We start from the raw sequence: 21,874 nt of genomic DNA on the forward strand, positions 1-21,874 counted from the left end.
ACCCGCGGGCCGGGCGCGCAAGGAAACCCGCCAACAGGTGGGACGTGACGCCTTTGCCTCGTCCGGGCCGCGTGGTCGGGAAGTGTCCGGCCGTCGGCATAGACTCGCCGTGCGATGCATCCTCTCTTCGACATTCCCGCGTCCCCGCCCACGCCGGAGCCCGGGGCGAACCCGCCGCGGCGGCCCGGGGCCCACGACGACTCCGGCTCGGCCGGCGGCCACAATTCGGCCTCCGCGCCGCTGGGCGGCGCTCCGGACCGCTCGAAGGCCGGTCCGTCGGCGCGCCGCGACCTGAGGCCGTCGGCCCGGCCGGACCCACAGGCCCTCCTCGCCGGCCTGAACGGTCCCCAGCGGGACGCGGTCACCCACGCCGGTTCCCCGCTGCTCATCGTGGCCGGCGCCGGCTCCGGCAAGACCCGGGTGCTGACCAACCGGATCGCCTACCTGCTCGCGGCGCGGGACGTGCACCCCGGCGAGATCATCGCGATCACCTTCACCAACAAGGCCGCCGGCGAGATGAAGGAGCGGGTGGCCGCCCTGGTCGGGCCGCGCGCCCGGTTGATGTGGGTGTCGACCTTCCACTCGGCCTGCGTCCGGATCCTGCGCGCCGAGCACGAGCACGTCGGCCTCAAGTCGACCTTCTCGATCTACGACGCCGACGACTCCCGCCGGCTGATGCAGCTGGTCGCCCGGGAGCTGGACCTGGACCCGAAGCGCTACCCGGCGCGCGGCCTGGCCGCGCAGGTCTCCAACCTGAAGAACGAGCTGGTCGACCCGGAGGAGTTCGCCGGCCGGGCCAAGGGCCCCAACGAGCGGGCGCTGGCCGAGGCGTACACGCTCTACCAGCGGCGGCTGGGCGAGGCGCACGCGCTGGACTTCGACGACCTGATCATGACGACGGTGCACCTGCTCCAGTCGCACCCGCACGTCGCGGAGAGCTACCGGCGGCGGTTCCGGCACGTGCTGGTCGACGAGTACCAGGACACCAACCACGCCCAGTACGTGCTGATCAAGGAGCTGGTCTCCGGCACGGAGGGCGTCCCGCCGGCCGAGCTCTGCGTGGTCGGTGACGCCGACCAGTCGATCTACGCGTTCCGCGGCGCCACCATCCGCAACATCCTGGAGTTCGAGCGCGACTTCACCGACGCCCGGACGATCCTGCTGGAGCAGAACTACCGCTCCACCCAGACCATCCTCAACGCCGCCAACGCGGTGATCGACCGGAACACCTCCCGCAAGCCCAAGCGGCTGTGGAGCGACGCCGGCGCCGGCGAGCAGATCGTCGGCTACGTGGCCGACACCGAGCACGCCGAGGCCGACTGGGTGGCCCGGGAGATCGACCGGCTGGTCGACGCGGGCGACACCCGCCCGGCCGACGTGGCCGTCTTCTATCGCACCAACGCCATGTCCCGGGTCTTCGAGGAGGTGTTCATCCGGGTCGGCCTGCCCTACAAGGTGGTCGGCGGGGTGCGCTTCTACGAGCGCAAGGAGGTCCGCGACGCGCTGGCCTACCTGCGCGCCGTGGTCAACGACGACGACACGGTCAGCCTGCGCCGGATCCTTAACACCCCGCGCCGGGGCATCGGCGAGCGGGCCGAGGCGTGCGTCGAGGCGCTGGCCGCCCGCGACCGCATCTCCTTCGGCGCGGCGCTGCGCCGGGCCAAGGACGCCCCGGGGATCTCCACCCGGGCGGCCAACGGCATCGCCGAGTTCGTCGCGCTGCTCGACGAGGCGCGCGAACTGGCCGCCACCGGCACCCCGGAGGAGGTGCTGGAGGCCCTGCTGACCCGCTCGGGCTACCTGGCCGAGCTGGAGGAGAGCCTCGACCCGCAGGACGCCGGCCGGGTCGACAACCTCCAGGAACTGGTCAGCGTCGCCCGGGAGTACACCGAGCGGATCGAGGCGCTCGGCGAGGAGGACGAGCGGGCCACCCTGGCCGGCTTCCTGGAGCAGGTGGCGCTGGTCGCCGACGCCGACCAGATCCCCGCCGACGACCCGGACCACCAGGGCGTGGTGACCCTCATGACGCTGCACACCGCCAAGGGGCTGGAGTTCCCGGTCGTGTTCCTGAGCGGCCTGGAGGACGGCGTCTTCCCCCACCTGCGCTCGCTGGGCGACACCCGCGAGCTGGAGGAGGAGCGGCGGCTGGCGTACGTGGGCATCACCCGCGCCCGGCAGCGCCTCTACCTGTCCCGGGCGGTCACCCGCTCGGCCTGGGGCGCGCCGGCCTACAACCCGCCGTCACGCTTCCTGGAGGAGCTGCCCACCGAGCTGGTCCGCTGGGAGCGCACCGAGGGGTCCTACACCTCGTGGGCCGGTGGGGGCGGCGGCGGCGTCGGCGGCCGGGCGGATCGGGTGCCCGGCGGGCGGGGCAACTTCACCGGGGGCACGCCGAAGGCGACCCAGCTCGCCAACCGGCTCGGGGTGGACGCCAGCCGGCTGGCCACCGCGAGCGAGCTGAAGCAGGCGCCCAAGGTCTCCGTGGGCGACCGGGTCAACCACCAGCGCTACGGCCTCGGCCGGGTGCTGGCGGTGGAGGGGCACGGCCCGGGCGCCCGGGCGCAGATCGACTTCGGCGACCAGACCATGTGGCTAGTCCTCCGGCACGCCCCGATCGACAAGCTCTGAGTTGAGTGAGGCCCGGCCCGGCGAGTGCCGGACCGGGCCCCTCCCTCGTGCCGTGGCCGTCAGCAGGCCACGTCGATGCCCCGGGCACGCAGGAACGGCGCCGGGTCGATCTGGTTCCACATGGCGCCCTTGTGCACCTCGAAGTGCAGGTGCGGGCCCGTGGAGTCGCCGGTGGAGCCCTCGTACCCGATGACCTGGCCGGCCTTCACCTTGTCGCCGACGCTGACGATCAGCCGGCTCTGGTGGGCGTAGTGGGTCAGGTAGCCGTTGCCGTGGTCGACGAAGACCGAGTTGCCGTAGCCGTCGCCGGCGTCGCCGGCCTTCACCACGGTGCCCGCCGCGGCGGCGTGGATCGGCGTGCCCGCCGGCATGGCGAAGTCGATGCCGGCGTGCAGGACGCCCCACCGCTGCCCGAAGCAGGAGGTGATCTCGGCGCCCCTCATCGGGATGACCCAGGCCGGCTTCGGCTTCGCGGTCTTCTTCGGCTTCGGCTTGGCCGGGGCGGTCCTCGTCGGCTTCGGGCTGGCGGCGCTGGGGCTCGGCGACGCGGTGACCGAGGGGGTGGCCGGGGCGGTCGACTCGCGGGCCGACCGGTCCGCGCGTGCGGCCGCCTCAGCGCGCGCCTGGGCGTCGAAGTCGACCGCGGCGGGGGTGGGGGCACCGTGGTCGACGGTGGCGACGGAGACGCCGCCGACACCGAGGCCGAGCAGCGCCACCGCGCCGACGACGGAAAATGCGGTACGCCGGACCGGGCGCTGGCGCCGGTGCCGGGTGGGAGCAATGTCCGGGGTGTTCTCGTTCTGGATGGAGCTGTCTTCCTGCACGGAAACCTTCATCAGTCGAGGGGCACGTGACCTCGAAATACTGGTGTCGGCCGGGGCCGCGCCGGGTACGGGGTTCGGGAGGACCGGCGAGGCGGGTGACGCCAGCTGCCCGGGTTTCCGCCGGGCTGGGCGGTTTGCTGTGGAAAAGGATCATGCAAGGCTGTGGCGCCGCCCACATTCGCGGCTGTGACCCAGCAGACTTTGCCGCAGACAAAACCGCCCGGATCGACTGATCCGGGCGGTCAACGGGCGATACGCAGCGTCAGGACGCGGCTACCTCGCTGTAGAACGCCTCGACTTCGAGCTGAATGTCCACTCCGCGGTCCTCGAGCCACGGCACCGGGTCCAGCGGCTGGCCATTGACATGGATCTCCAGGTGCAGGTGCGAACCGTAGGAGTGGCCGGTGTTGCCGACCAGGCCGAGCTGGTCGCCCGCCTTCACCTGCTGGCCCTCCTTGACGGTCACCGCCGAGGAGTGGCCGTAGATGGCCTCGCTGCCGTCCGGGTGCTTGACGATCACCGCGTAGCCGTAGCCGCCGAACCAGCCGGCCTTGGTGACCTGGCCGTCGTGGATCGCCTGGTAGGGCGTGCCCTCCGGGGCGACGAGGTCAATGCCGGTGTGCAGCTTGCCCCAGCGCATGCCGTAGGGCGACTGGAAGTCGTAGCCGTGCAGCGGGAGCAGCCAGGTGTCCTGCTCGGCGGCGGTCTTGCCGGTGCGGTCGTCACGGGTGGCGCGGTCCGCGCTGTCGACCCGGGCCGCGGCGTCCTGGCTGGTGATCGAGGCCTGCTTGAGCTCGTCGAGGACCGACGGGCTGACGCTCTTGGCGTCGGGGAGGGCGTTCGCGCCGAGGGCGACGAGGCCGGCGCCCACGAAGGCGGTGGTCACGACCGCGGCGTAGCGGCTCCGCGGGGGGGTGGGTACGCGGCGGCGGCCGCGATATCTATCGGGCTCAGACGACAGGCGCTGGCGCACGCACACCCTCCGTTGTCGGGGATCCGATGCGACTCCGGACCGTTCGGTGAAGCTCCGTCGAACCTCCGGTGTCGCGTCGTCACCCGTCCGTGGACCTGATGACAACCGTGGACACGTTAGCCAACCGCCACTCCAGTCACAAGCCGAAGCGCCGAATTGGCGTTTCGTTCTGTCCGTTTCCATCCGCTCTTGTCATAGCTCGTGCCGCCGCTCGGATGGCCCGGCAACTGCCCGTTCGTCGCGGACAGTGACCGATCGGCGGAGGTGTCCGGCTTCCCGCGCGCCGGGCGGGGCGGTAAGGCGCAGCCCGGGTTTCCGGCCTCGGGCAGGGCGGGTTACCGTTCGTTCAGGTCAGGAGTGCCGGAGCCGGTGAAAGGTGTGCGCTGATGAGCTCTCGTATCCGGGTCGTCGTCGCGAAGCCCGGCCTGGACGGCCACGACCGGGGCGCGAAGGTCGTCGCCCGTGCCCTGCGTGACGCGGGCATGGAGGTCATCTACACCGGCCTGCACCAGACCCCGGAGCAGATCGTGGAGACCGCGATCCAGGAGGACGCCGACGCGGTCGGCCTCTCGGTGCTCTCCGGGGCGCACATGACCCTCTTCAAGCGGGTCCTCGAACTGCTCGGCGAGCGCGACGCGACCGACATCGTGGTCTTCGGCGGCGGCATCATCCCGGACGCCGACATCCCGGAACTCCAGCGGCTCGGCGTCGCCAAGATCTTCACTCCGGGCGCCACCACGCAGTCGATCGTGGAGTGGGTCCGGGAGAACGTCGCCCAGCCGGTCGCCTGACCTTCCCGGCGGAGCCCGCGCCCCTTCCCGGCGCGCCCGGGTCGCTTCCCGGGCGGGGCCGGCGTCCGTTCCCGGCGGAGCCCGGATTGCTTCCCGGCGGCGCCTGTGTCCCTTCCTGGCGGAGCCTGTGTCCCTTCTCGACGGCGCGCGTCGTTTACCGGCACCGGGCGCTTCGCTTCCCGCCGGTGCTCGCGTAGCGCGCGGCGGCGGCCGGATCTGATCGTGCCGGCCGCTACGAACTTGATGACGTGATCGGATCGGACCCCGGGTCTGCTCAGGAGCCTTTCGAGCTGACGTCATCGACGACTCAACCGGCCGACGGGCGACCCGGGTGTGAATCGCTTACGACATCAAGTTCGTAGCGGGTCCGGAGCTAGTTCGTAGTGGGTCCGGAGCTGATGCCCGGGGTGCCAGCGGGTTTGCTGCGCGGGCGCTCGGCGACCAAGGGCGCGCACCGGCCCGGCGAGCCGGCAGTGTCGCGGCGGTCGGGATGCCGCCAGATCGGCGACTTGGTGATGGGGCCGCCGGTGTCCGGGCAGGGGGAGGGGCCGGACGCACCCCTCACACGTCCGGCCCCTCTATGCACGATGCCCCGCCGCCACCCCTCGACCGACAGGGCATCGGCCGCTCCCGTCGTCGCGCCTGACCAGCGCTCCGACATCAGACTCAACGACGCCCCCAACAGGGGGTTACGCCCGTTTCCCAACATCCCCCAGACGGTTGACGGCCCCGTCCCGGGCACCCCGGACGGGCCGCTTTCCAGGGGTCTCGCGGCGCGGTCGCGGGTCGTATCGTGTGCCTGCCCGGACCGCGTCCCGCGGTCGTCGACCCCGCCCGGGAGCCCGCCGTGACCCAGCCGCCGTACCCGCAGCCCGACCCCGCCGGCGGCCGGCCGTCGCCGCCCCCGCACCACCCCGGGTGGCCGGCACCTCAGCAGCCGGGCGCTCCCGGCCAGGAGTGGGCGGCGCCGCAGCAGCCCGGCCCTGGGTGGCCGGCGCCGCAGCAGGGCCCCGGATGGTCCGCGCCGCCCGGCCAGGCCGGAGCGGGCGCGCCGGCACCGCACCAACCGGCTCCCGGCGGCTGGGCCGACCCACAACAGCAGCCCGCTCCGGGCTGGCCGGCTCCGGACCAGCACGGTGCTCCACACCAGCAGCCCGCGTCAGGCTGGCCGGCTGCGCACCAGCAGCAGCACGGTGCTCCGCACCAGCAGCCCGCTCCGGGCTGGCCGGGTCCGCACCAGCAGCACGGCGCTCCACACCAGCAGCCCGCGCCAGGCTGGCCGGCCCCGCATCAGCAGCAGCACGGTGCCCCACACCAGCAGCCCGCGCCGGGCTGGCCGGCTCCGCCGCAGGGGTATTACCCCGGTGGGGTAGGGCCGGCCCAGCCGCCGGCCATGCCGACCGCGAAGCGGATCCCGGAGGATCTGCCGTTCGTGGTCCGGCCGAGCCTGGGCAAGCGGGCGCTGACCCTCGGATTGGTGACGCTGGTGATCGGTCTGGTGATGGCCTGCCCGATCGGCCTGGCCGCGTCGTCCGACGGCGGCGGCGCCGGACTGCTCTTCGTCATCCCGGTGGTGATGCTCTTCTTCGCCGTGCCGGTCGGCCTCCAGCTCTGGCTGGTCTCCTCCGGCGGCCCGGTGCTCGCGCTCGGGCCGGCCGGGCTGTGGATCAAGACGCGGCCGACCCGGGGGCAGGCGATCTGGCTGCCGTGGGAGGGGATCGAGCGGATCTACCCGCGGCGTTGGGCGCTGGAGAAGATGCTCTGCGTGAAGCCGCGCGACCCGCGGGTCGGCAGCGGGCTGGGTGCGTTCACCGCGCTCGACTCCGGGATGCAGCAGGCCTTCTTCGGCACCGGCTTCACGGCCACGCTCAACCAAGCCGACCGGAGCGAGGACGAGATCATGCGAGCCGTGGTCGGGTACGCGGCCGGTCGCTGCCGGGTGGGCTGACCCCGGCGCGGTCGGGGTGGCTGTGCATTACCGCACACCGTGCACCCGCTCGGTTGCCCCCGGTTCCCATCTCGTTAGGCTGCGGCAAATGGCCTGTCTCATCTGATGACAGGCGTCAAACTGATTTTCCAACGCTGGTGGCGGCGCGACGGCGCGCCGCGGAGACGGGACGGGACGCGCAATCGTGGACCTGTACGAGTACCAGGGGCGGGACCTGTTCGAGCGGCACGGCTTGCCCGTGCTCGCCGGCGGCGTCGCCACTACCCCGGAGGAGGCCCGCGCGATCGCCGAGCGCCTCGGCGGCCGGGTTGTCGTCAAGGCGCAGGTGAAGGTCGGCGGCCGCGGCAAGGCCGGCGGCGTCAAGCTGGCCGAGGGCGCGGAGGAGACGGTGGCTCGCGCCACCGACATCCTCGGCATGGACATCAAGGGTCACACGGTCCACAAGGTCATGATCACCGTGACCGCGGACGTGGCCGAGGAGTACTACTTCTCGTACCTGCTCGACCGGGCGAACCGCACCTTCCTCTGCATCGCCAGCGTTGCGGGCGGCATGGACATCGAGCAGGTCGCTGCCGAGACCCCCGAGAAGGTCGTCAAGGCCCCGATCGACGCCAACACCGGCGTGGACGAGGCGAAGGCGCGCGAGATCGTGAGCGCCGCCGGCTTCCCGGCCGAGGTCGCCGACCAGGTGGTCGAGGTCGCGGTCAAGCTGTGGCAGGCGTTCGTCGCCGAGGACGCCACGCTGGTCGAGGTGAACCCGCTGGCCACGACCAAGGACGGCAAGCTGCTGCTGCTGGACGCCAAGGTCAGCCTCGACGAGAACGCCGCGTTCCGGCACCCGGACCACGAGGCCCTGGTCGACCAGGCGTCGGTGGACCCGCTGGAGCAGGCCGCCAAGGCGAAGGACCTCAACTACGTCAAGCTCGACGGCGAGGTCGGCATCATCGGCAACGGCGCGGGCCTGGTCATGTCCACCCTCGACGTGGTCGCGTACGCCGGTGAGCGGCACGGCGGCGTCAAGCCGGCCAACTTCCTCGATATCGGCGGCGGCGCGAGCGCCGAGGTGATGGCGAACGGCCTGGAGATCGTGCTCTCCGACCCGGCGGTGAAGAGCGTCTTCGTCAACGTCTTCGGCGGCATCACCGCCTGCGACGCGGTCGCCAACGGCATCGTGCAGGCGCTGTCGCTGCTCGAGCAGCGCGGCGAGAAGGCCACCAAGCCGCTCGTCGTCCGCCTCGACGGCAACAACGCCGAGGCCGGTCGGGCGATCCTCGACGGCGCGAACAACCCGCTGATCCAGCGGGTCGACACCATGGACGGCGCGGCCGAGCGGGCCGCCGAGCTGGCAGCTGCGGGGGTCTGACAATGGCTATCTGGCTGACCAAGGACTCCAAGGTCATCGTGCAGGGGATGACCGGTTCCGAGGGTTCCAAGCACACCCGGCGGATGCTCGCCGCCGGCACCAACGTCGTCGGCGGCGTCAACCCGCGCAAGGCGGGCCAGAAGGTCGACTTCGACGGCACCGAGCTGCCGGTCTTCGCGTCCGTCGCGGACGCCATGAAGGAGACCGGGGCGGACGTCACGGTCATCTTCGTGCCGCCGCAGTTCACCAAGGCCGCCGCGGTCGAGGCGATCGACGCCGGCATCGACTTGGCCGTGGTGATCACCGAGGGCGTGCCGGTGCACGACACCGCCGCGCTCTGGGCGTACAACGTGGCCAAGGGTGAGCGGACCCGGATCATCGGCCCGAACTGCCCGGGCATCGCCTCGCCGGGCGCGTCCAACGCCGGCATCATCCCGGCCGACATCACCGGCTCCGGCCGGATCGGCCTGGTCAGCAAGAGCGGCACGCTGACCTACCAGATGATGTACGAGCTGCGCGACATCGGCTTCTCCACCTGCGTCGGCATCGGTGGTGACCCGATCATCGGCACCACCCACATCGACGCCCTGGCCGCCTTCGAGGCGGACCCGGAGACCGACGCGATCGTCATGATCGGTGAGATCGGTGGCGACGCCGAGGAGCGGGCGGCCGAGTTCATCAAGGCCAACGTGACCAAGCCGGTGGTCGGCTACATCGCCGGCTTCACCGCCCCGCCCGGCAAGACCATGGGTCACGCCGGCGCGATCATCTCCGGTTCGGCGGGCACCGCCGACGCCAAGAAGGCGGCGCTGGAGGCGGTCGGCGTGAAGGTCGGCAAGACCCCGACCGAGACCGCCAAGCTGATGCGGGAGATCATGTCCGGCCGCTGAGCGGTCCCGTGACGTGCCGAGGGGGTCGACCGGGTCCGGTCGGCCCCCTCACGCTTCTTACCGGTACCAGTAGGGGGTGTAGTAGTTTCCCCGGGTCCGGATGATGGCGCTGGCGATGATGTTGATGACGCCGAACGCGATGGCCAGCCAGCCGAGCAGCGGAGACTTGCCGAACCGCTTCGCGTCCCGGATCGACAGGTAGCCGAAGACGATGCCCAGGATGCCGCAGCAGAGCAGGCCGGTGATGATCCCCAGGACACCCCAGAGGGTGGTCCGGTCCCGCCCGGCGGCCGGTGGCGGCGTGGGCGGCGGATACGGAGCGTTCACGGCTTCCTCCGAGCGGTCGGTGCCGCGACAGGAAAGGTCGCGTCCTGGGCCGAGGCTAAACCGGATCGGGGCCGCGGAGCCGGTGGATCAGGGAACTCGCCGCGGCCCCGTGGCGGTATCGGACTGCCGTCTCCCGCGCGGCATGCCAGAGTAGAGCCGATGTCACGCGTCACCCCTGACCAGCCCCGCCGCCCCGCCGCCGAGGTCGCCGCCGATGCCCGGTCGACCGGCCGTGCCGGGCCGGCGTCGCGGGTGCCCGCGCCACGGTCGGGGGAGCCGCCGCGCGGCCGGGCCCCGCTGCCCGTCGCCGCCGGGGTGGCGGCCCTCTGGGCCGCCGTGACCTCCTGGCTGCCGGTCGCCGTGGTGCTCGGCCTGGCCCAGCTCAGCGAGGACGCCGGCTCGCTGGCCGGCGCGCTGCGTGCCGGCCTGGTCGGCTGGCTGCTGGGCCACTGCGTGCCGCTGGAGACCTCCGCCGGGCCGCTCGGCCTGGCGCCGCTCGCCCTGACCGCGCTCGCTCTCTGGCGGCTCACCCGCGCCGGGGTCCACGTCAGCCGGGCCGTCGGCGCCCGCGGCGGTCGCTCGCCCCGGCAGGCGCTCACCGTCGCGGTCGCGGTCGCCATCGGGTACGCGCTGCTCGGCGCCCTCGCCGCGATCGTGGTCGGCGCGGGCGGCCTGCGGGTGTCCCCGGTCCGGGCCGCGCTGACCTTCGCGGTCCTCGGCGGGATCGGCGCCCTGGTCGGCGCACTGCGGACCACGGGCGTCTGGGTCCTGCTGGCCCGCCGTTGCCCGGCGGCGCTGCGCGACGGGGTGCGCACCGGTCTGGTCGCCGGCCTGCTGCTGTTCGGTGCGGGCGCCGGGGCGGCCGGGCTGGCCGTGGCGACCGGCGGCGGCGACGCGGCCGACATGATCGGGGCGTACCGGACCGGGGTGGCCGGTCAGGCGGGCATCACCCTGGTCAGCCTGGCGTACGCGCCGAACGCCACCGTCTGGTCGGTGAGTTACCTGCTCGGGCCCGGGTTCGCCGTCGGCACCGACACCGCCGTGCGGACCAGCGAGGTGTCCATCGGCGCGCTGCCGGCCGTACCGTTGCTGGCCGGCCTGCCGCGCGGCCCGGTGGACGGGCTGGGCGGTGCGCTGCTCGCGGTGCCGGTGCTGGCCGCGATGGCGGCCGGCTGGCTGCTGGCCCGGCGGCTGCTGCGGGTCGCGGCCGAGGAACGCGCACCGGTCGGGTGGTCGGCGTTGCTGGTCCCGGCGGCGCTCGCCGGCCCGGTGGCCGGGGTGCTGCTCGGCCTGGCCGCAGGGGCCTCCGGCGGTCCGCTCGGCGGCGGCCGGCTGGCCGAGATCGGCCCGGCGCCCTGGTCGGTGGCGGGGGTGGCCACGCTGGTGGTCGCCGCCGGTGCGCTCCTCGGCGCCGCCGCCGGCCGCACCCTCGCCCGCACCCCGAGCCCGCCGCGTCCCACCGCCCCGCGTCCCACCGTCCCACCGGCCCGCCGCGCCGACGACTGACGGGCGCCGGAGACGGCGAAGGGGCGGCCGGCGATGCCGGACGCCCCCTCGTGGAGCCGGTTCAGGAACCGAAGTTGTTCAGGTTGATCGCGGCGCCGGCGATGGCGTTGATGATGCCGATGACCACGCCGATGCCGCCGCAGATGAGGGCGGCCTTGGCCTGGCCCGCGTTGCTCGCCTCGCCCGCCTGGACCTTCTTCTGGCCCAGCACGCCGAGGACGATGCCGGCGATGCCGGCCGGGATGCCGATCAGCGGGCAGCAGAGGCCGAGCACGATCGAGGCGATACCGGCGATCATGCCGATCAGGCCGAGAGTGTTGTTCTGACCGCCGCCGGTCGGGTAGCCGGCCGCCGGGTACTGGGGCGCGGCGCCGTACGGCTGCTGCTGCTGCGCGTACGGGTCCTGGCCGTAGGGCTGGCCGGAGGTCGGCTGGCCGTAGGGCTGGCCCGAGGTCGGCTGCTGCCCGTACTGCGGGGCCTGCGGCGGCTGGGCGTACGGGTCCTGCCCGTACGGCTGACCCGAGGTGGGCTGCTGGCCGTACTGCGGGGCCTGCGGCTGCTGGCCGTACGGGTCGTACTGCGGGGAGGTCGGGTCCTGGTTCGGCTGCTGGCCGTGCGGGTCCTGACCGGGGTAACCGGGCTGCATTACGGAGCGCTCCTCAAACTGGGGGTCGACGGTCCATGGTCGGTCTGTTGCCGCTCATCATTCCGCCCGGACACGGGACGCCGCGGCCACACGGGCCCGGGACCAAGGTCACGATGCCGACGCCGGGCCGGGCGTACGCACGGCACCGGGCGACGGCAGCGTATCGTGCCGGCGCCACGACGGAGATCACCCGCGGCTCACCCGCCCGAGCGTCGGACGCCGCTGCAGGCCCGATAGGGTTGCCGCGTGACCGAGCCCGCGTCCGTCGCCCGCCTCGTCGTCCTCGTCTCCGGCTCCGGCAGCAATCTCCAGGCCCTGCTGGACGCCGCCGCCGACCCCGCCTACGGGGCCCGGGTGGTGGCGGTGGGCGCCGACCGCGACGGGATCGCCGGCCTGGACCGGGCCGTGGCGGCCGGCGTGCCGGCCTTCGTGGAGCGGCTGACGGACCACCCGACCCGCGAGGACTGGGACCGGGCGCTGACCGCCCGGGTCGCCGAGCACCGGCCGGACCTGGTGATCAGCGCCGGCTTCCTCAAGCTCGTCGGCCCGCACTTCCTGACCGCGTTCGGCGACCGCTACCTGAACACGCACAACACTCTGCTGCCGGCGTTCCCCGGCATCCACGGCCCCCGGGACGCGCTGGCGTACGGCGTGAAGGTCACCGGGGCCACCCTCTTCTTCGTCGACGCCGGGATGGACACCGGCCCGATCGTCGCCCAGGTCGCCGTGCCGGTGCTCGACGACGACGACGAGGAGACGCTCACCGAGCGCATCAAGTCCGCCGAGCGGCGCCAGCTCGTCGAGCAGGTCGGTCGGCTGGTCCGTGAAGGTTGGACGATCACCGGTAGAAAGGTCACCGTTCCGTGAGTGCCACAGAGGACATCCGCCGCCCGATCAAGCGGGCGCTGGTCAGCGTCTACGACAAGACCGGCCTGGTCGAGCTGGCCCGGGCCCTGCACGAGGCCGGGGTGGAGATCGTCTCGACCGGCAGCACCGCGTCGACGATCTCCGGCGCGGGCGTGCCGGTGACCCCGGTCGAGCAGGTGACCGGGTTCCCGGAGATCCTCGACGGCCGGGTGAAGACCCTGCACCCGAAGATCCACGGTGGCCTCCTCGCCGACCTGCGCAAGGACGCGCACGTCGCCCAGCTCGACGAACACGGCATCGCCGGCATCGACCTGCTGGTCTCCAACCTCTATCCGTTCCAGGCCACGGTCGCCTCCGGCGCGAGCCAGGACGAGTGCGTCGAGCAGATCGACATCGGCGGCCCGGCGATGGTCCGGGCCGCGGCCAAGAACCATGCCTCGGTGGCCGTGGTGACCGACCCGGCGGCCTACCCGGCGCTGCGGGCCGCGCTCGCCGAGGGCGGCTTCACCCTGGCCGAGCGGCGGGCCCTCGCGGCCCGCGCGTTCGCCGACATCGCCGACTACGACGTGGCCGTCGCCGAGTGGTTCGCCCGGGAGCTGGCCCCGGCCGCCGACGGGTGGCCGGCGTTCGCCGGCCTGGCGCTGCGCCGCCAGGCGGTGCTGCGCTACGGCGAGAACCCGCACCAGGCCGCTGCCCTCTACGCCGACCCGGCCAGCCCGGCCGGCCTGGCCCAGGCAGAGCAGCTGCACGGCAAGGAGATGTCCTACAACAACTACGTCGACGCCGACGCCGCCTGGCGGGCCGCGAACGACTTCCCCGAGCAGCCGGCGGTGGCGATCATCAAGCACGCCAACCCGTGTGGCATCGCGGTCGGGGCGGACGTGGCCGAGGCGCACCGCAGGGCGCACGCCTGCGACCCGGTGTCCGCGTACGGCGGGGTGATCGCGGTCAACCGGCCGGTCTCCGTGGAGCTGGCCCGGCAGGTCGCGGAGATCTTCACCGAGGTGCTGGTGGCGCCCGGCTTCGACGAGGGCGCCCTGGAGGTCCTCCGGGCCAAGAAGAACATCCGTCTGCTGCGGGCTCCCGAGTTCGACCCGCTGCCGGCCGAGTGGCGGCAGGTCACCGGCGGGGTGCTGGTGCAGATGCGGGACCGGATCGACGCCGCCGGCGACGACCCGGCCAACTGGACGCTGGCCACCGGCGAGGCGGCCGACGAGGCCACCCTGCGCGACCTGGCGTTCGCCTGGCGGGCGGTCCGGGCCGTGAAGAGCAACGCGATCCTGCTGGCCCGGGAGGGCGCCACCGTCGGCGTCGGGATGGGCCAGGTCAACCGGGTCGACTCGGCGCAGCTCGCGGTGAGCCGGGCCGGCGCCGAGCGGGCCCGCGGCTCGGTCTGCGCCTCCGACGCGTTCTTCCCGTTCGCCGACGGCCCGAAGATCCTCATCGAGGCGGGCGTCCGGGCGATCGTGCAGCCCGGCGGCTCGATCCGCGACGAGGAGACCATCGCCGCCTGCAAGGAGGCCGGGGTGACCATGTACCTCACCGGCACCCGGCACTTCTTCCACTGAGTTCCGAACGGGAACGGGGGCACGGCCGGCGGCCGGGCCCCCGTTTCACATTGTGTCGTTCCATTTGGGAGCCCTGTCACGTTGAGGCGGCTGACCAGCCGAAAGTACGACCGCCCGACCGTTGCCCGCCCGCAAAAGTTGTTGCTAGCGTGGGTCCGGCGAACGATCGATCCGCCCCGTTGTCTCCTAATGGCCGGCGATGAAACGCCCGCCGCAGCGGCCCTCCCCTCGCCCGACAGGTATGCCCATGCGCGTGCTCGACCGGTTGACCGCCGTCGTCGCCGCGCTGGCGTTCGTCCTGGCCGGCCTGGGGGCGCCCGCCTGCGCGGAGGCCCTCGAACACTGCGCGACGGGCACCGCCGCGCACCGGTCGATCGTCCACGACGGACCCGGGCACGCTCCACCGGAGCTGCGGACGGAGTTCTCCGGCGCCCCCTGCGGTGACCACCACGCCGGCGTCGCCTCGGGCGACGGACCGGACGATCTCCTCGCGGCCGTGCCGCCGCGGGTCGGCACGCCCACGCCGGCGACCCCCACGACCCACTACCGGCAGCCGGCCGTCCCGCTGCCACCGCGTGGCACCCTGCCCGCCCGGGCGCCACCGGCCGCAGCCTGACCCTCACCGCATCGCCCGTCGGGCGCCGCGCGGGTCGAGGCCACGCCCGGACCCGCCGGGTCCGCTCATGACAGCGCCACGGTCGCCATCGACCGGCCGTGGTTTCCTCCCCGGGCCACGCGCCCGGGACCCCTGAATCCCGGAGGATTCACATGTCCACATTCCGCTGGCGCAAGCCGGCGACAATCGCGGGCGCGCTGGTGCTGACCGCTGCGCTCGGTGGCGTCGTGGCCACCAACCACGAGGTGCGGGAGGCGCTCGGCCTGGCCGAGGAACCCGGCGCCAACATGCCCTGGCACCCCAGGGAGTTCATGGAGATGGCGGCCGGGGAGGACTCGGCCGAGGCCGGCGAGGAGGCCTTCGAGGCCCGCACCATCGCCGAGCAGTTCGCCCAGGCCCGCTACGCGCCGGGCATCGTCGCGCCGGGCGCGTACGGCAACGCGTTGAGCCAGCTCAACGCGCTGCCGGCGACCAAGGGCACCTGGCGCGAGGTAACGAAGATCAAGTACGACGGCGACGACCCGCGCTACCGCGACTACGCGTCCAACTCGTCCGGAGGCGCCGGCCTGGTCACCGGTCGGATCACCGGCCTCGCCTCGGACAACAGCGGTTACGTGTACGCGGCCGGCGCGGACGGCGGCGTGTGGCGTTCCTCGACCGGCGGCGGGAGCTGGACGCCGATCACGGACGCGCTGCCCACCCTGTCCAGCGGCGACGTCGTGCTCGCCGCCGACGGCTCGCTCTGGTACGCCACCGGCGAGGGCAACACCGGCGGCACCTCGTACGTCGGCGCCGGCGTCTACCGGCTGGCCAACCCGAAGTCCGGCTCGTTCAAGACGACCGACCGGGTCGGCGGGACCGAGCTCGAGAGCACGGTCATCAACAAGCTGCGCTTCTTCGACGGCAAGGTCTGGGTCGCCACCAACCGGGGCCTGTACTCGCACTCGATGAGCAGCACGTCGGGCGCCTGGAAGCTGGAGTTCACGCCGAACCCGAGCTACCTGCCGGGCGGCGCGAACGCCGGCGACGCGAACGCGGCGTACAAGAACATCGTCAACGACGTGGCGGGCGACCCCCACAACCCGAAGCACGTGGTGGTCGCCTCGGCCTGGCGCTCGGGCGACACGTACAACGGTTTCTACGAGACCGCCGACTACACGGCCGGGGGCTGGGCCAAGGTCAACCCGACCGGTTCCATCCCGGCCGACGACATCGGGTACGTGACGTTCGCCTTCTCCGCCGACGGCGGCAAGCTCTACGCGATCAACCAGTCGCCGAAGCTGCTCAACAAGCCCGCCGGCAACGTGAACAGCTACCTGGACGGCATCTACGTCTCCAACAGCGGCTCGCCCTCGGGTCCGTGGAGCAAGATCGCCGACTCGGCGAAGCTGGGCAACTCCGGCTCGGCTCTCAAGCAGACGGTGATGGGCAAGGGCTACGGTCCGGGCATCCAGGCCTGGTACAACCAGTTCCTCACGGTGGACCCGGCCGACCCGAACCACGTCTGGGCCGGCCTGGAGGAGGTCTACGAGTCGACCGACGGCGGCGCCAACTGGAAGACCGTGGGTCCGTACTGGAACTTCGGCTTCGCCTGCTGGAACATCTACGACGCTCAGAACCGCTGCGCCAAGACCACCCACTCCGACCAGCACTCGGTGGCGGTCGGCAACGGGTTCGTCTACGTCGGCAACGACGGCGGCGTCTACCGCCGGCCGGTGCACGGCAAGACCGACAAGGAGGGGCACGCCACCGACTGGCAGAGCCTCAACGACGGCACCATCGACGCGCTCCAGTACTACTCGGTGGCGCTGGGCAAGGACCCGGCGAAGGCCGGCACCATCGTCACCGGTGGTCTGCAGGACAACGGCACCTCGATCCTGCGCCCCGGCGACACCGTGATGGGCTCCCACTTCGGCGGTGACGGCGGCGACGCGCAGGCCGACCCGGCCAACGGCTGCCGGCAGGTCCAGGAGTACACCAACCTGGCCATGCGGGTGACCGAGAACTGCAACGCCAACCCGGGCCCGGGCACGGCGGAGACCTCCACCTCGCGGGACATCCAGCCGTACACCTCGTCGCCGGGCGACGAGCTGGCCCGGTTCATCGCGCCGTTCGCGCCGGACGACCACGACGCCAACGTCTGGGTCGCCGGTGGCCAGCACGTCTGGGTGAACACCAAGGGCTACTCGATCCAGAACGGCAAGGGTTGGACCAACGTGTTCGACCTGGGGGCCGGCCGCACCGCCACCTCGGTGGCGGTCTCCGGTGGCACGGCGTACGTCGGTTGGTGCGGCCCGTGCAACAACGCCGGCTTCGCCCGCGGTCTCGCGGTCGGCAAGGTCGGCGACCCGTCGAGCTGGCACCAGGTCACCCTGCCGGGTGACTTCCCGAACCGCTTCCTCCAGGGTGTCGGGGTCGACCCGGCGAACCCGTCGCACGCCTTCGTCGCGGTGAACGGCTTCTCCCGCCGGTTCACCGAGGGTCCGGGCGCCGGCTTCGGCCACGTCTTCGAGACCACCGACGCGGGCGCGACCTGGAAGGACGTCTCGGCGAACCTGCCGGACGTGCCGAGCAGCTCGATCAAGGAGCTGTCCAACGGGGCACTGGTGCTCGCCACCGACCTGGCCACGTTCTACCGCGCGCCCGGCGCCACCGACTGGCAGCGGCTCGGCGCCGGCCTGCCGCTGACCGTCGGCATGGACGTCGAGTACAACGCGGCCGACAACTCGGTCTACGTCGCGACCCACGGCCGCGGCATCTGGGCGTTCCCGCTCGCCCAGCTCTGACCGGCCACCGTTCGGAGGCCCCGTCCCCTCTTCCTCCGGGGGACGGGGCCTCCGTCGCGCCGAGGCTCAGGCGCCGGGGCGTACCTCGGCGAAGTGGCAGGCGGAGGGGTGCGGGTCCGCCGCGCGGAGCACGGTGTGCGGCTCCTGGGTGGCGCAGACCTCCTGCGCCTTCCAGCAGCGGGTGCGGAACCGGCAGCCCGAGGGCGGGTCGGCCGGGCTGGGCACGTCGCCGGTGAGCCGGATGATGGTCCGGTCCTCGCGGGCGTCCGGGTCGGGCACCGGCACCGCGGAGAGCAGCGCCTGGGTGTACGGGTGGGTGGCCCGCTCGTAGATCTCCTCCTCGGTGCCGATCTCCACGATCTTGCCGAGGTACATCACGGCGACCCGGTCCGAGATGTGCCGGACCACCGACAGGTCGTGCGCGATGAAGATGTACGACAGCCCGAACTCGTCCTGGAGCTGTTCCAGCAAGTTGATCACCTGGGCCTGGATGGAGACGTCCAGGGCGGAGACCGGCTCGTCGCAGACGATGATCTCGGGGCGCAGGGCGAGAGCCCGGGCGATGCCGATTCGCTGCCGCTGACCGCCGGAGAACTGGTGCGGGTAGCGGTTGATGTGCTCGGGGTTGAGCCCGACCACGTCCAGCAGTTCCTGCACCCGCCGCTGCTTGCTGCCCTTCGGCGCCGCCTCCGGGTGGATCGCGAACGGCTCGCCGATGATGTCGCCGACCGTCATCCGCGGGTTCAGCGAGGTGTACGGGTCCTGCATCACCATCTGCATGTTGCGGCGCAGCCGGCGCAGCTCCCCTCCCGACGCCTTGAGCAGGTCCCGGCCCTCCAGGGTGGCCCGGCCGGCGGTCGGCGTCTCCAGCCGCATGAGCAGCCGGGCCAGGGTCGACTTGCCGCAGCCGGACTCGCCGACCACGCCGAGCGTCTCGCCGCGACGCAGCTCGAAGCTGACCCCGTCGACCGCCTTGACGGCGCCGATCTGCTTCTTGAACAGCACGCCCTGGCTGATCGGGAAGTGCTTGACCAGGTTGTCGACGGAGAGGATGGTCTCGCCGCGGACCTTGGTCGGGCTAGCGGGCGCTGTCATCACGAACCTCCTGCGCGAAGTGGCACTCGCTGGTCCGGCCGTCGCCGAGGACCAGGTCGTGCGGCACCACGTCCACGCAGACCTGCTGCACGTACGGGCACCGGGGGTGGAACGGGCAGCCGGAGGGGATCCGCATGAGGTTCGGCGGCAACCCCTTGATCGTCGACAAGGCCTGGCCGCGGACGTCCATCCGCGGGATCGACTCCAGCAACCCCTTGGTGTACGGGTGGGCCGGCGCCCGGTACAGCGAGCGCACGTCGGCGTGCTCGACGATCCGGCCGGCGTACATGACGGCGATCCGGTCCGCGACGCCGGCGACCACGCCGAGGTCGTGGGTGATCAGGATCATCGCCATGTTGAGGTCGTGCCGCAGGTCGGCCAGCAGGTCCATGATCTGGGCCTGCACGGTGACGTCGAGCGCCGTGGTCGGCTCGTCGGCGATCAGCACCTTCGGGTCCAGGGCGAGCGCCATGGCGATCATGACGCGCTGCCGCATGCCGCCGGAGAACTGGTGCGGATAGTCGCCGAGCCGCTTCGCCGCGGCCGGGATCTTCACCAGGTCCATCAGCTCGACGGCCCGCCGGCGGGCGTCGGCCCGGGACATCCCCTCGCGCTGGCGCAGCGTCTCGCCGATCTGCCAGCCCACCGGGAAGACCGGGTTCAACGCGGAGAGCGCGTCCTGGAAGATGATCGCGATCTCCTTGCCGCGCACCTGCCGGCGCTGTTCCTCGGACTGGGTCAGCAGGTCCCGACCCTGGTAGAGGATCTGGCCGGAGGTGATGTGCGCCGGGGGCGTGTCCAGGATGCCCATGATCGCCTGGGCGGTGACCGACTTGCCGGAGCCGGACTCGCCCAGCACGGCCAGGGTCTCGCCCGCGTCGAGGTGGTACGTCACCCCGTTGATCACCTTGGCCACGCCCTCGCGGGTGCGGAACTCGATGTGCAGGTCCCGTACCTCGAGCAGGTGGCCGCCGGGCGGGGTGGGGGAGGCCGGCGTGGGTCGAACAGCGGACTGGGTCATGGCAGTGCCTGCCTTTCGCTCACGACTGCGGGGCTCGCTGCGCTCACTCCTCGGGCTCGCACAGCTCACCGGAGCTTCGGGTCGAAGGCGTCGCGGATCGCGTCGCCCAGCATGATGAAGGCGAGCACGGTCAGCGCGAGGAAGGCGGAGGGCACGATCAGCGGGGTCGCCGCCTCGCGCATGTGGATGCGGCCGGTGTCGATGTCCTGGCCCCAGGAGATGGTCGGGGCCTTGAGGCCGATGCCGAGGAAGCTCAGCGTCGCCTCGGCCGCGATGAACGAGCCGAGCGCGATGGTGAGCACCACGATCGCCGGGGCGAGCGCGTTCGGCAGGATGTGCCGCCACATGATCCGGCCGTTGCGGGCGCCGAGCATCCGGGCCGCGGAGACGTAGTCCTGCTCCTTGGCGGTGATCACCGAGGAGCGGATCACCCGGGCCGCGGTGGTCCAGCCGAGCACCGCCAGCACGAAGATCACCGCGAACAGCCGGACGTTGTCGCTGCTGGTGCTCAGCCGCTTGAGCAGCACGATCGCGGCGAGCAGCAGCGGGATGCCGAGCACGATGTCGATCACGCGGGAGAGCACCGCGTCCACCCAGCCGCCGAAGTAGCCGGCGAGCATGCCGACGACCAGCGCGATCACGCCGGTGGCCAGCGCGGCGAGGGCACCGACCAGCAGCGAGGCGCGGGTGCCGTAGACCGCCCGGGCGTAGACGTCGCAGCCCTGGAAGTCGTACCCGAAGATGGCCCCGCCGGACGGCCCGGCGTGCTGCCGGGAGAGCAGGCAGTCACGCGGGTCGTTGGCGGTGAGCAGCGACGGCACGGCGGCCATCGCGGTGATCAGTACGACCAGGCCCAGGCTGATCCAGAAGATCGGGTTGCGGCGCAGGTCCCGCCAGGCGTCGCCGGCCAGACTGCGCGGCTTCTGCGTCGCGCCGACCTGGTTCGGTGCGCCCGGCTCGCCGGACACGCCGCGCCGCGCGGCCTGGTTCTCCGTGGCCGCCACCGTTTCAAAGTCACTCATAGCGGATCCTCGGGTCGAGTACGGCGTACAGGACGTCCACCACCAGGTTGGAGATCAGGTAGACCACGACGAGCACGCTGACGATGCCGACCACCAGCGGGCCGTCCTCGGTGCGGATGCCGCGGAAGAGGTTGAAGCCCACGCCGGGGATGTTGAACACGCCCTCGGTGATGATCGCGCCGCTCATCAGGTTGCCCAGCTCGACACCGAGGAAGGTGACCACCGGGATGAGCGAGTTGCGCAGCACGTGGACGCTCACGATGCGCCGCTTGACCAGGCCCTTCGACCGGGCGGTCCGGACGTAGTCGGCGCGCAGGTTCTCCGCCACCGAGGTACGGGTCAGCCGCAGGGCGGTGGCCAGCGACAGCGAGCCGAGCACGATGCCCGGCAGCAGCAGCGCGTAGAGACTCGGTTGGGCCCCGGCGGTGGGCGGGAAGAGCTGCCACTTGACGCCGAGGAAGTACTGCGCGAGCGGTGCCAGGACGATGGTCGGGATGCCCAGCACCAGCAGGGTGAGCACCAGCGTCGAGTTGTCGAAGATGCTTGCCCGACGGATGCCGGCGATCACGCCGGCGGTCACGCCGAAGACGATGGCCACGGCGAGCGCGATGAGCGCCAGCCGCACAGTGACCGGCCAGGCCTGCTGAAGGATGTCGCCGATCTGCCGGCCGGTGAGCGACTGGCCCAGGTCGCCCTGGAGCAGGTTCTTGACGTAGTCGAGGTAACGGTAGAAGAAACCGCCCACGCCGGTCTGGTCCAGGTGGTACTTCTGCGTCAGGTATGCCCGCTGAGCTGCCGTCACCGGCCGCTCCCCGGCGAGGGCCTGGATCGGGTCGCCCTGCCCGGCGAACATCAGCGCGTAGACGATCAGCGTGGTCCCGAAGAACGCGAGGACCATCTGCAGGAGGCGCCGCAGGATAAAGCGGAACATGCTTGCAGTCTCTCCGGAAAAGCCCGAAAGGGGCGCGGGATGACATCTCTGGCGTACCGGAAGTTGACGACC

Annotated in this window: 19 protein-coding genes; 10 read left to right on the forward strand and 9 right to left on the reverse strand. The window is 72.3% G+C overall.

Annotation, left to right across the window (positions count from 1 at the left end; genetic code table 11):
• Positions 1 to 114: 114 nt before the first annotated feature.
• Positions 115 to 2,628, forward strand: coding sequence for a DNA helicase PcrA (gene pcrA / locus AB0F68_RS25950; protein ID WP_357342812.1), 2,514 nt, complete (start codon positions 115 to 117; stop codon positions 2,626 to 2,628).
• Positions 2,629 to 2,687: 59 nt separating this feature from the next.
• On the opposite strand, the gene AB0F68_RS25955 is transcribed toward pcrA, so the two are convergent.
• Entirely contained in the window at positions 2,688 to 3,464 is a 777-nt protein-coding gene (locus AB0F68_RS25955) for a M23 family metallopeptidase (protein WP_357342814.1), read from the reverse strand.
• Between the two features lie 250 nt (positions 3,465 to 3,714).
• On the reverse strand, positions 3,715 to 4,425 hold the full coding sequence (locus AB0F68_RS25960) for a M23 family metallopeptidase (protein ID WP_357342816.1): 711 nt from the start codon (positions 4,423 to 4,425) through the stop codon (positions 3,715 to 3,717).
• Between the two features lie 386 nt (positions 4,426 to 4,811).
• Here AB0F68_RS25960 and AB0F68_RS25965 point away from each other — a divergent pair, with 386 nt between their 5' ends.
• Positions 4,812 to 5,216 carry a cobalamin B12-binding domain-containing protein gene (locus AB0F68_RS25965; RefSeq protein WP_357342818.1) on the forward strand — a complete coding sequence of 135 codons (405 nt, stop codon included), beginning with the start codon at positions 4,812 to 4,814 and terminating at the stop codon, positions 5,214 to 5,216.
• Between the two features lie 1,159 nt (positions 5,217 to 6,375).
• On the opposite strand, the gene AB0F68_RS25970 is transcribed toward AB0F68_RS25965, so the two are convergent.
• Positions 6,376 to 6,531 (reverse strand): hypothetical protein, encoded by a 156-nt coding sequence (locus AB0F68_RS25970; protein ID WP_357342820.1) that lies wholly within the window; start codon positions 6,529 to 6,531, stop codon positions 6,376 to 6,378.
• 78 nt (positions 6,532 to 6,609) lie between these two features.
• Here AB0F68_RS25970 and AB0F68_RS25975 point away from each other — a divergent pair, with 78 nt between their 5' ends.
• From AB0F68_RS25975 to sucD, 3 genes are all read left to right on the forward strand, one after another.
• Entirely contained in the window at positions 6,610 to 7,164 is a 555-nt protein-coding gene (locus tag AB0F68_RS25975; protein ID WP_357342822.1) for a hypothetical protein, read from the forward strand.
• A 184-nt stretch (positions 7,165 to 7,348) separates the two neighbouring features.
• Positions 7,349 to 8,527, forward strand: a complete 1,179-nt coding sequence (gene sucC / locus AB0F68_RS25980; protein ID WP_357342824.1) for an ADP-forming succinate--CoA ligase subunit beta — start codon at positions 7,349 to 7,351, stop codon at positions 8,525 to 8,527.
• Positions 8,528 to 8,529: 2 nt separating this feature from the next.
• Positions 8,530 to 9,417: a succinate--CoA ligase subunit alpha gene (gene sucD, locus AB0F68_RS25985; protein ID WP_254334782.1), complete on the forward strand. Its 888-nt coding sequence runs from the start codon at positions 8,530 to 8,532 to the stop codon at positions 9,415 to 9,417.
• Positions 9,418 to 9,474: 57 nt separating this feature from the next.
• Here sucD and AB0F68_RS25990 read toward each other — a convergent pair whose 3' ends face one another.
• Positions 9,475 to 9,744, reverse strand: a complete 270-nt coding sequence (locus AB0F68_RS25990) for a DUF4190 domain-containing protein (protein ID WP_357342826.1) — start codon at positions 9,742 to 9,744, stop codon at positions 9,475 to 9,477.
• Between the two features lie 159 nt (positions 9,745 to 9,903).
• Between AB0F68_RS25990 and AB0F68_RS25995 the strand changes: the two genes are divergently transcribed.
• Entirely contained in the window at positions 9,904 to 11,250 is a 1,347-nt protein-coding gene (locus tag AB0F68_RS25995) for a DUF6350 family protein (protein ID WP_357342828.1), read from the forward strand.
• A gap of 61 nt (positions 11,251 to 11,311) precedes the next feature.
• On the opposite strand, the gene AB0F68_RS26000 is transcribed toward AB0F68_RS25995, so the two are convergent.
• Positions 11,312 to 11,896, reverse strand: coding sequence for a hypothetical protein (locus AB0F68_RS26000; protein ID WP_357342829.1), 585 nt, complete (start codon positions 11,894 to 11,896; stop codon positions 11,312 to 11,314).
• A 246-nt stretch (positions 11,897 to 12,142) separates the two neighbouring features.
• Here AB0F68_RS26000 and purN point away from each other — a divergent pair, with 246 nt between their 5' ends.
• From purN to AB0F68_RS26020, 4 genes are all read left to right on the forward strand, one after another.
• Positions 12,143 to 12,763, forward strand: coding sequence for a phosphoribosylglycinamide formyltransferase (gene purN, locus AB0F68_RS26005; protein WP_357342831.1), 621 nt, complete (start codon positions 12,143 to 12,145; stop codon positions 12,761 to 12,763).
• Positions 12,760 to 14,331 (forward strand): bifunctional phosphoribosylaminoimidazolecarboxamide formyltransferase/IMP cyclohydrolase, encoded by a 1,572-nt coding sequence (gene purH, locus AB0F68_RS26010; RefSeq protein ID WP_357342833.1) that lies wholly within the window; start codon positions 12,760 to 12,762, stop codon positions 14,329 to 14,331. Before purN ends, purH begins: the two co-directional genes overlap by 4 nt.
• Positions 14,332 to 14,578: 247 nt before the next feature.
• The gene (locus AB0F68_RS26015) at positions 14,579 to 14,947 is read left to right on the forward strand and encodes a hypothetical protein (protein ID WP_357342835.1); all 369 of its coding nucleotides are present in this window, start codon (positions 14,579 to 14,581) and stop codon (positions 14,945 to 14,947) included.
• Positions 14,948 to 15,099: 152 nt separating this feature from the next.
• The gene (locus AB0F68_RS26020) at positions 15,100 to 17,733 is read left to right on the forward strand and encodes a glycosyl hydrolase (protein WP_357342837.1); all 2,634 of its coding nucleotides are present in this window, start codon (positions 15,100 to 15,102) and stop codon (positions 17,731 to 17,733) included.
• 66 nt (positions 17,734 to 17,799) lie between these two features.
• Here AB0F68_RS26020 and AB0F68_RS26025 read toward each other — a convergent pair whose 3' ends face one another.
• The 4 genes from AB0F68_RS26025 to AB0F68_RS26040 form a co-directional block, all read right to left on the reverse strand.
• Complete coding sequence (locus tag AB0F68_RS26025) at positions 17,800 to 18,828, reverse strand: dipeptide ABC transporter ATP-binding protein (protein WP_357342839.1); 1,029 nt, start codon at positions 18,826 to 18,828, stop codon at positions 17,800 to 17,802.
• Complete coding sequence (locus tag AB0F68_RS26030; protein ID WP_357342841.1) at positions 18,812 to 19,849, reverse strand: ABC transporter ATP-binding protein; 1,038 nt, start codon at positions 19,847 to 19,849, stop codon at positions 18,812 to 18,814. The genes AB0F68_RS26025 and AB0F68_RS26030 overlap by 17 nt, the downstream gene beginning before the upstream one ends.
• A 65-nt stretch (positions 19,850 to 19,914) precedes the next feature.
• Positions 19,915 to 20,871, reverse strand: coding sequence for an ABC transporter permease (locus tag AB0F68_RS26035; protein WP_357342843.1), 957 nt, complete (start codon positions 20,869 to 20,871; stop codon positions 19,915 to 19,917).
• Positions 20,864 to 21,802 carry an ABC transporter permease gene (locus tag AB0F68_RS26040; RefSeq protein WP_357342845.1) on the reverse strand — a complete coding sequence of 313 codons (939 nt, stop codon included), beginning with the start codon at positions 21,800 to 21,802 and terminating at the stop codon, positions 20,864 to 20,866. The genes AB0F68_RS26035 and AB0F68_RS26040 overlap by 8 nt, the downstream gene beginning before the upstream one ends.
• Positions 21,803 to 21,874: the final 72 nt, after the last annotated feature.

Origin of the sequence: Micromonospora sp. NPDC023966 (genome assembly GCF_040639095.1) — a bacterium.
Taxonomy (GTDB): domain Bacteria; phylum Actinomycetota; class Actinomycetes; order Mycobacteriales; family Micromonosporaceae; genus Micromonospora.

Bases quoted from the DNA above. Each gene is read 5' to 3' on its own strand.
- pcrA (WP_357342812.1), top strand. From the start codon at position 115: ATGCATCCTCTCTTCGACATTCCCGCGTCCCCGCCCACGCCGGAGCCC.
- AB0F68_RS25955 (WP_357342814.1), bottom strand. From the start codon at position 3,464: ATGAAGGTTTCCGTGCAGGAAGACAGCTCCATCCAGAACGAGAACACC.
- AB0F68_RS25965 (WP_357342818.1), top strand. From the start codon at position 4,812: ATGAGCTCTCGTATCCGGGTCGTCGTCGCGAAGCCCGGCCTGGACGGC.
- AB0F68_RS25975 (WP_357342822.1), top strand. From the start codon at position 6,610: ATGCCGACCGCGAAGCGGATCCCGGAGGATCTGCCGTTCGTGGTCCGG.
- sucD (WP_254334782.1), top strand. From the start codon at position 8,530: ATGGCTATCTGGCTGACCAAGGACTCCAAGGTCATCGTGCAGGGGATG.
- AB0F68_RS25995 (WP_357342828.1), top strand. From the start codon at position 9,904: ATGTCACGCGTCACCCCTGACCAGCCCCGCCGCCCCGCCGCCGAGGTC.
- AB0F68_RS26000 (WP_357342829.1), bottom strand. From the start codon at position 11,896: ATGCAGCCCGGTTACCCCGGTCAGGACCCGCACGGCCAGCAGCCGAAC.
- AB0F68_RS26015 (WP_357342835.1), top strand. From the start codon at position 14,579: ATGCGCGTGCTCGACCGGTTGACCGCCGTCGTCGCCGCGCTGGCGTTC.
- AB0F68_RS26020 (WP_357342837.1), top strand. From the start codon at position 15,100: ATGTCCACATTCCGCTGGCGCAAGCCGGCGACAATCGCGGGCGCGCTG.
- AB0F68_RS26025 (WP_357342839.1), bottom strand. From the start codon at position 18,828: ATGACAGCGCCCGCTAGCCCGACCAAGGTCCGCGGCGAGACCATCCTC.
- AB0F68_RS26030 (WP_357342841.1), bottom strand. From the start codon at position 19,849: ATGACCCAGTCCGCTGTTCGACCCACGCCGGCCTCCCCCACCCCGCCC.
- AB0F68_RS26035 (WP_357342843.1), bottom strand. From the start codon at position 20,871: ATGAGTGACTTTGAAACGGTGGCGGCCACGGAGAACCAGGCCGCGCGG.
- AB0F68_RS26040 (WP_357342845.1), bottom strand. From the start codon at position 21,802: ATGTTCCGCTTTATCCTGCGGCGCCTCCTGCAGATGGTCCTCGCGTTC.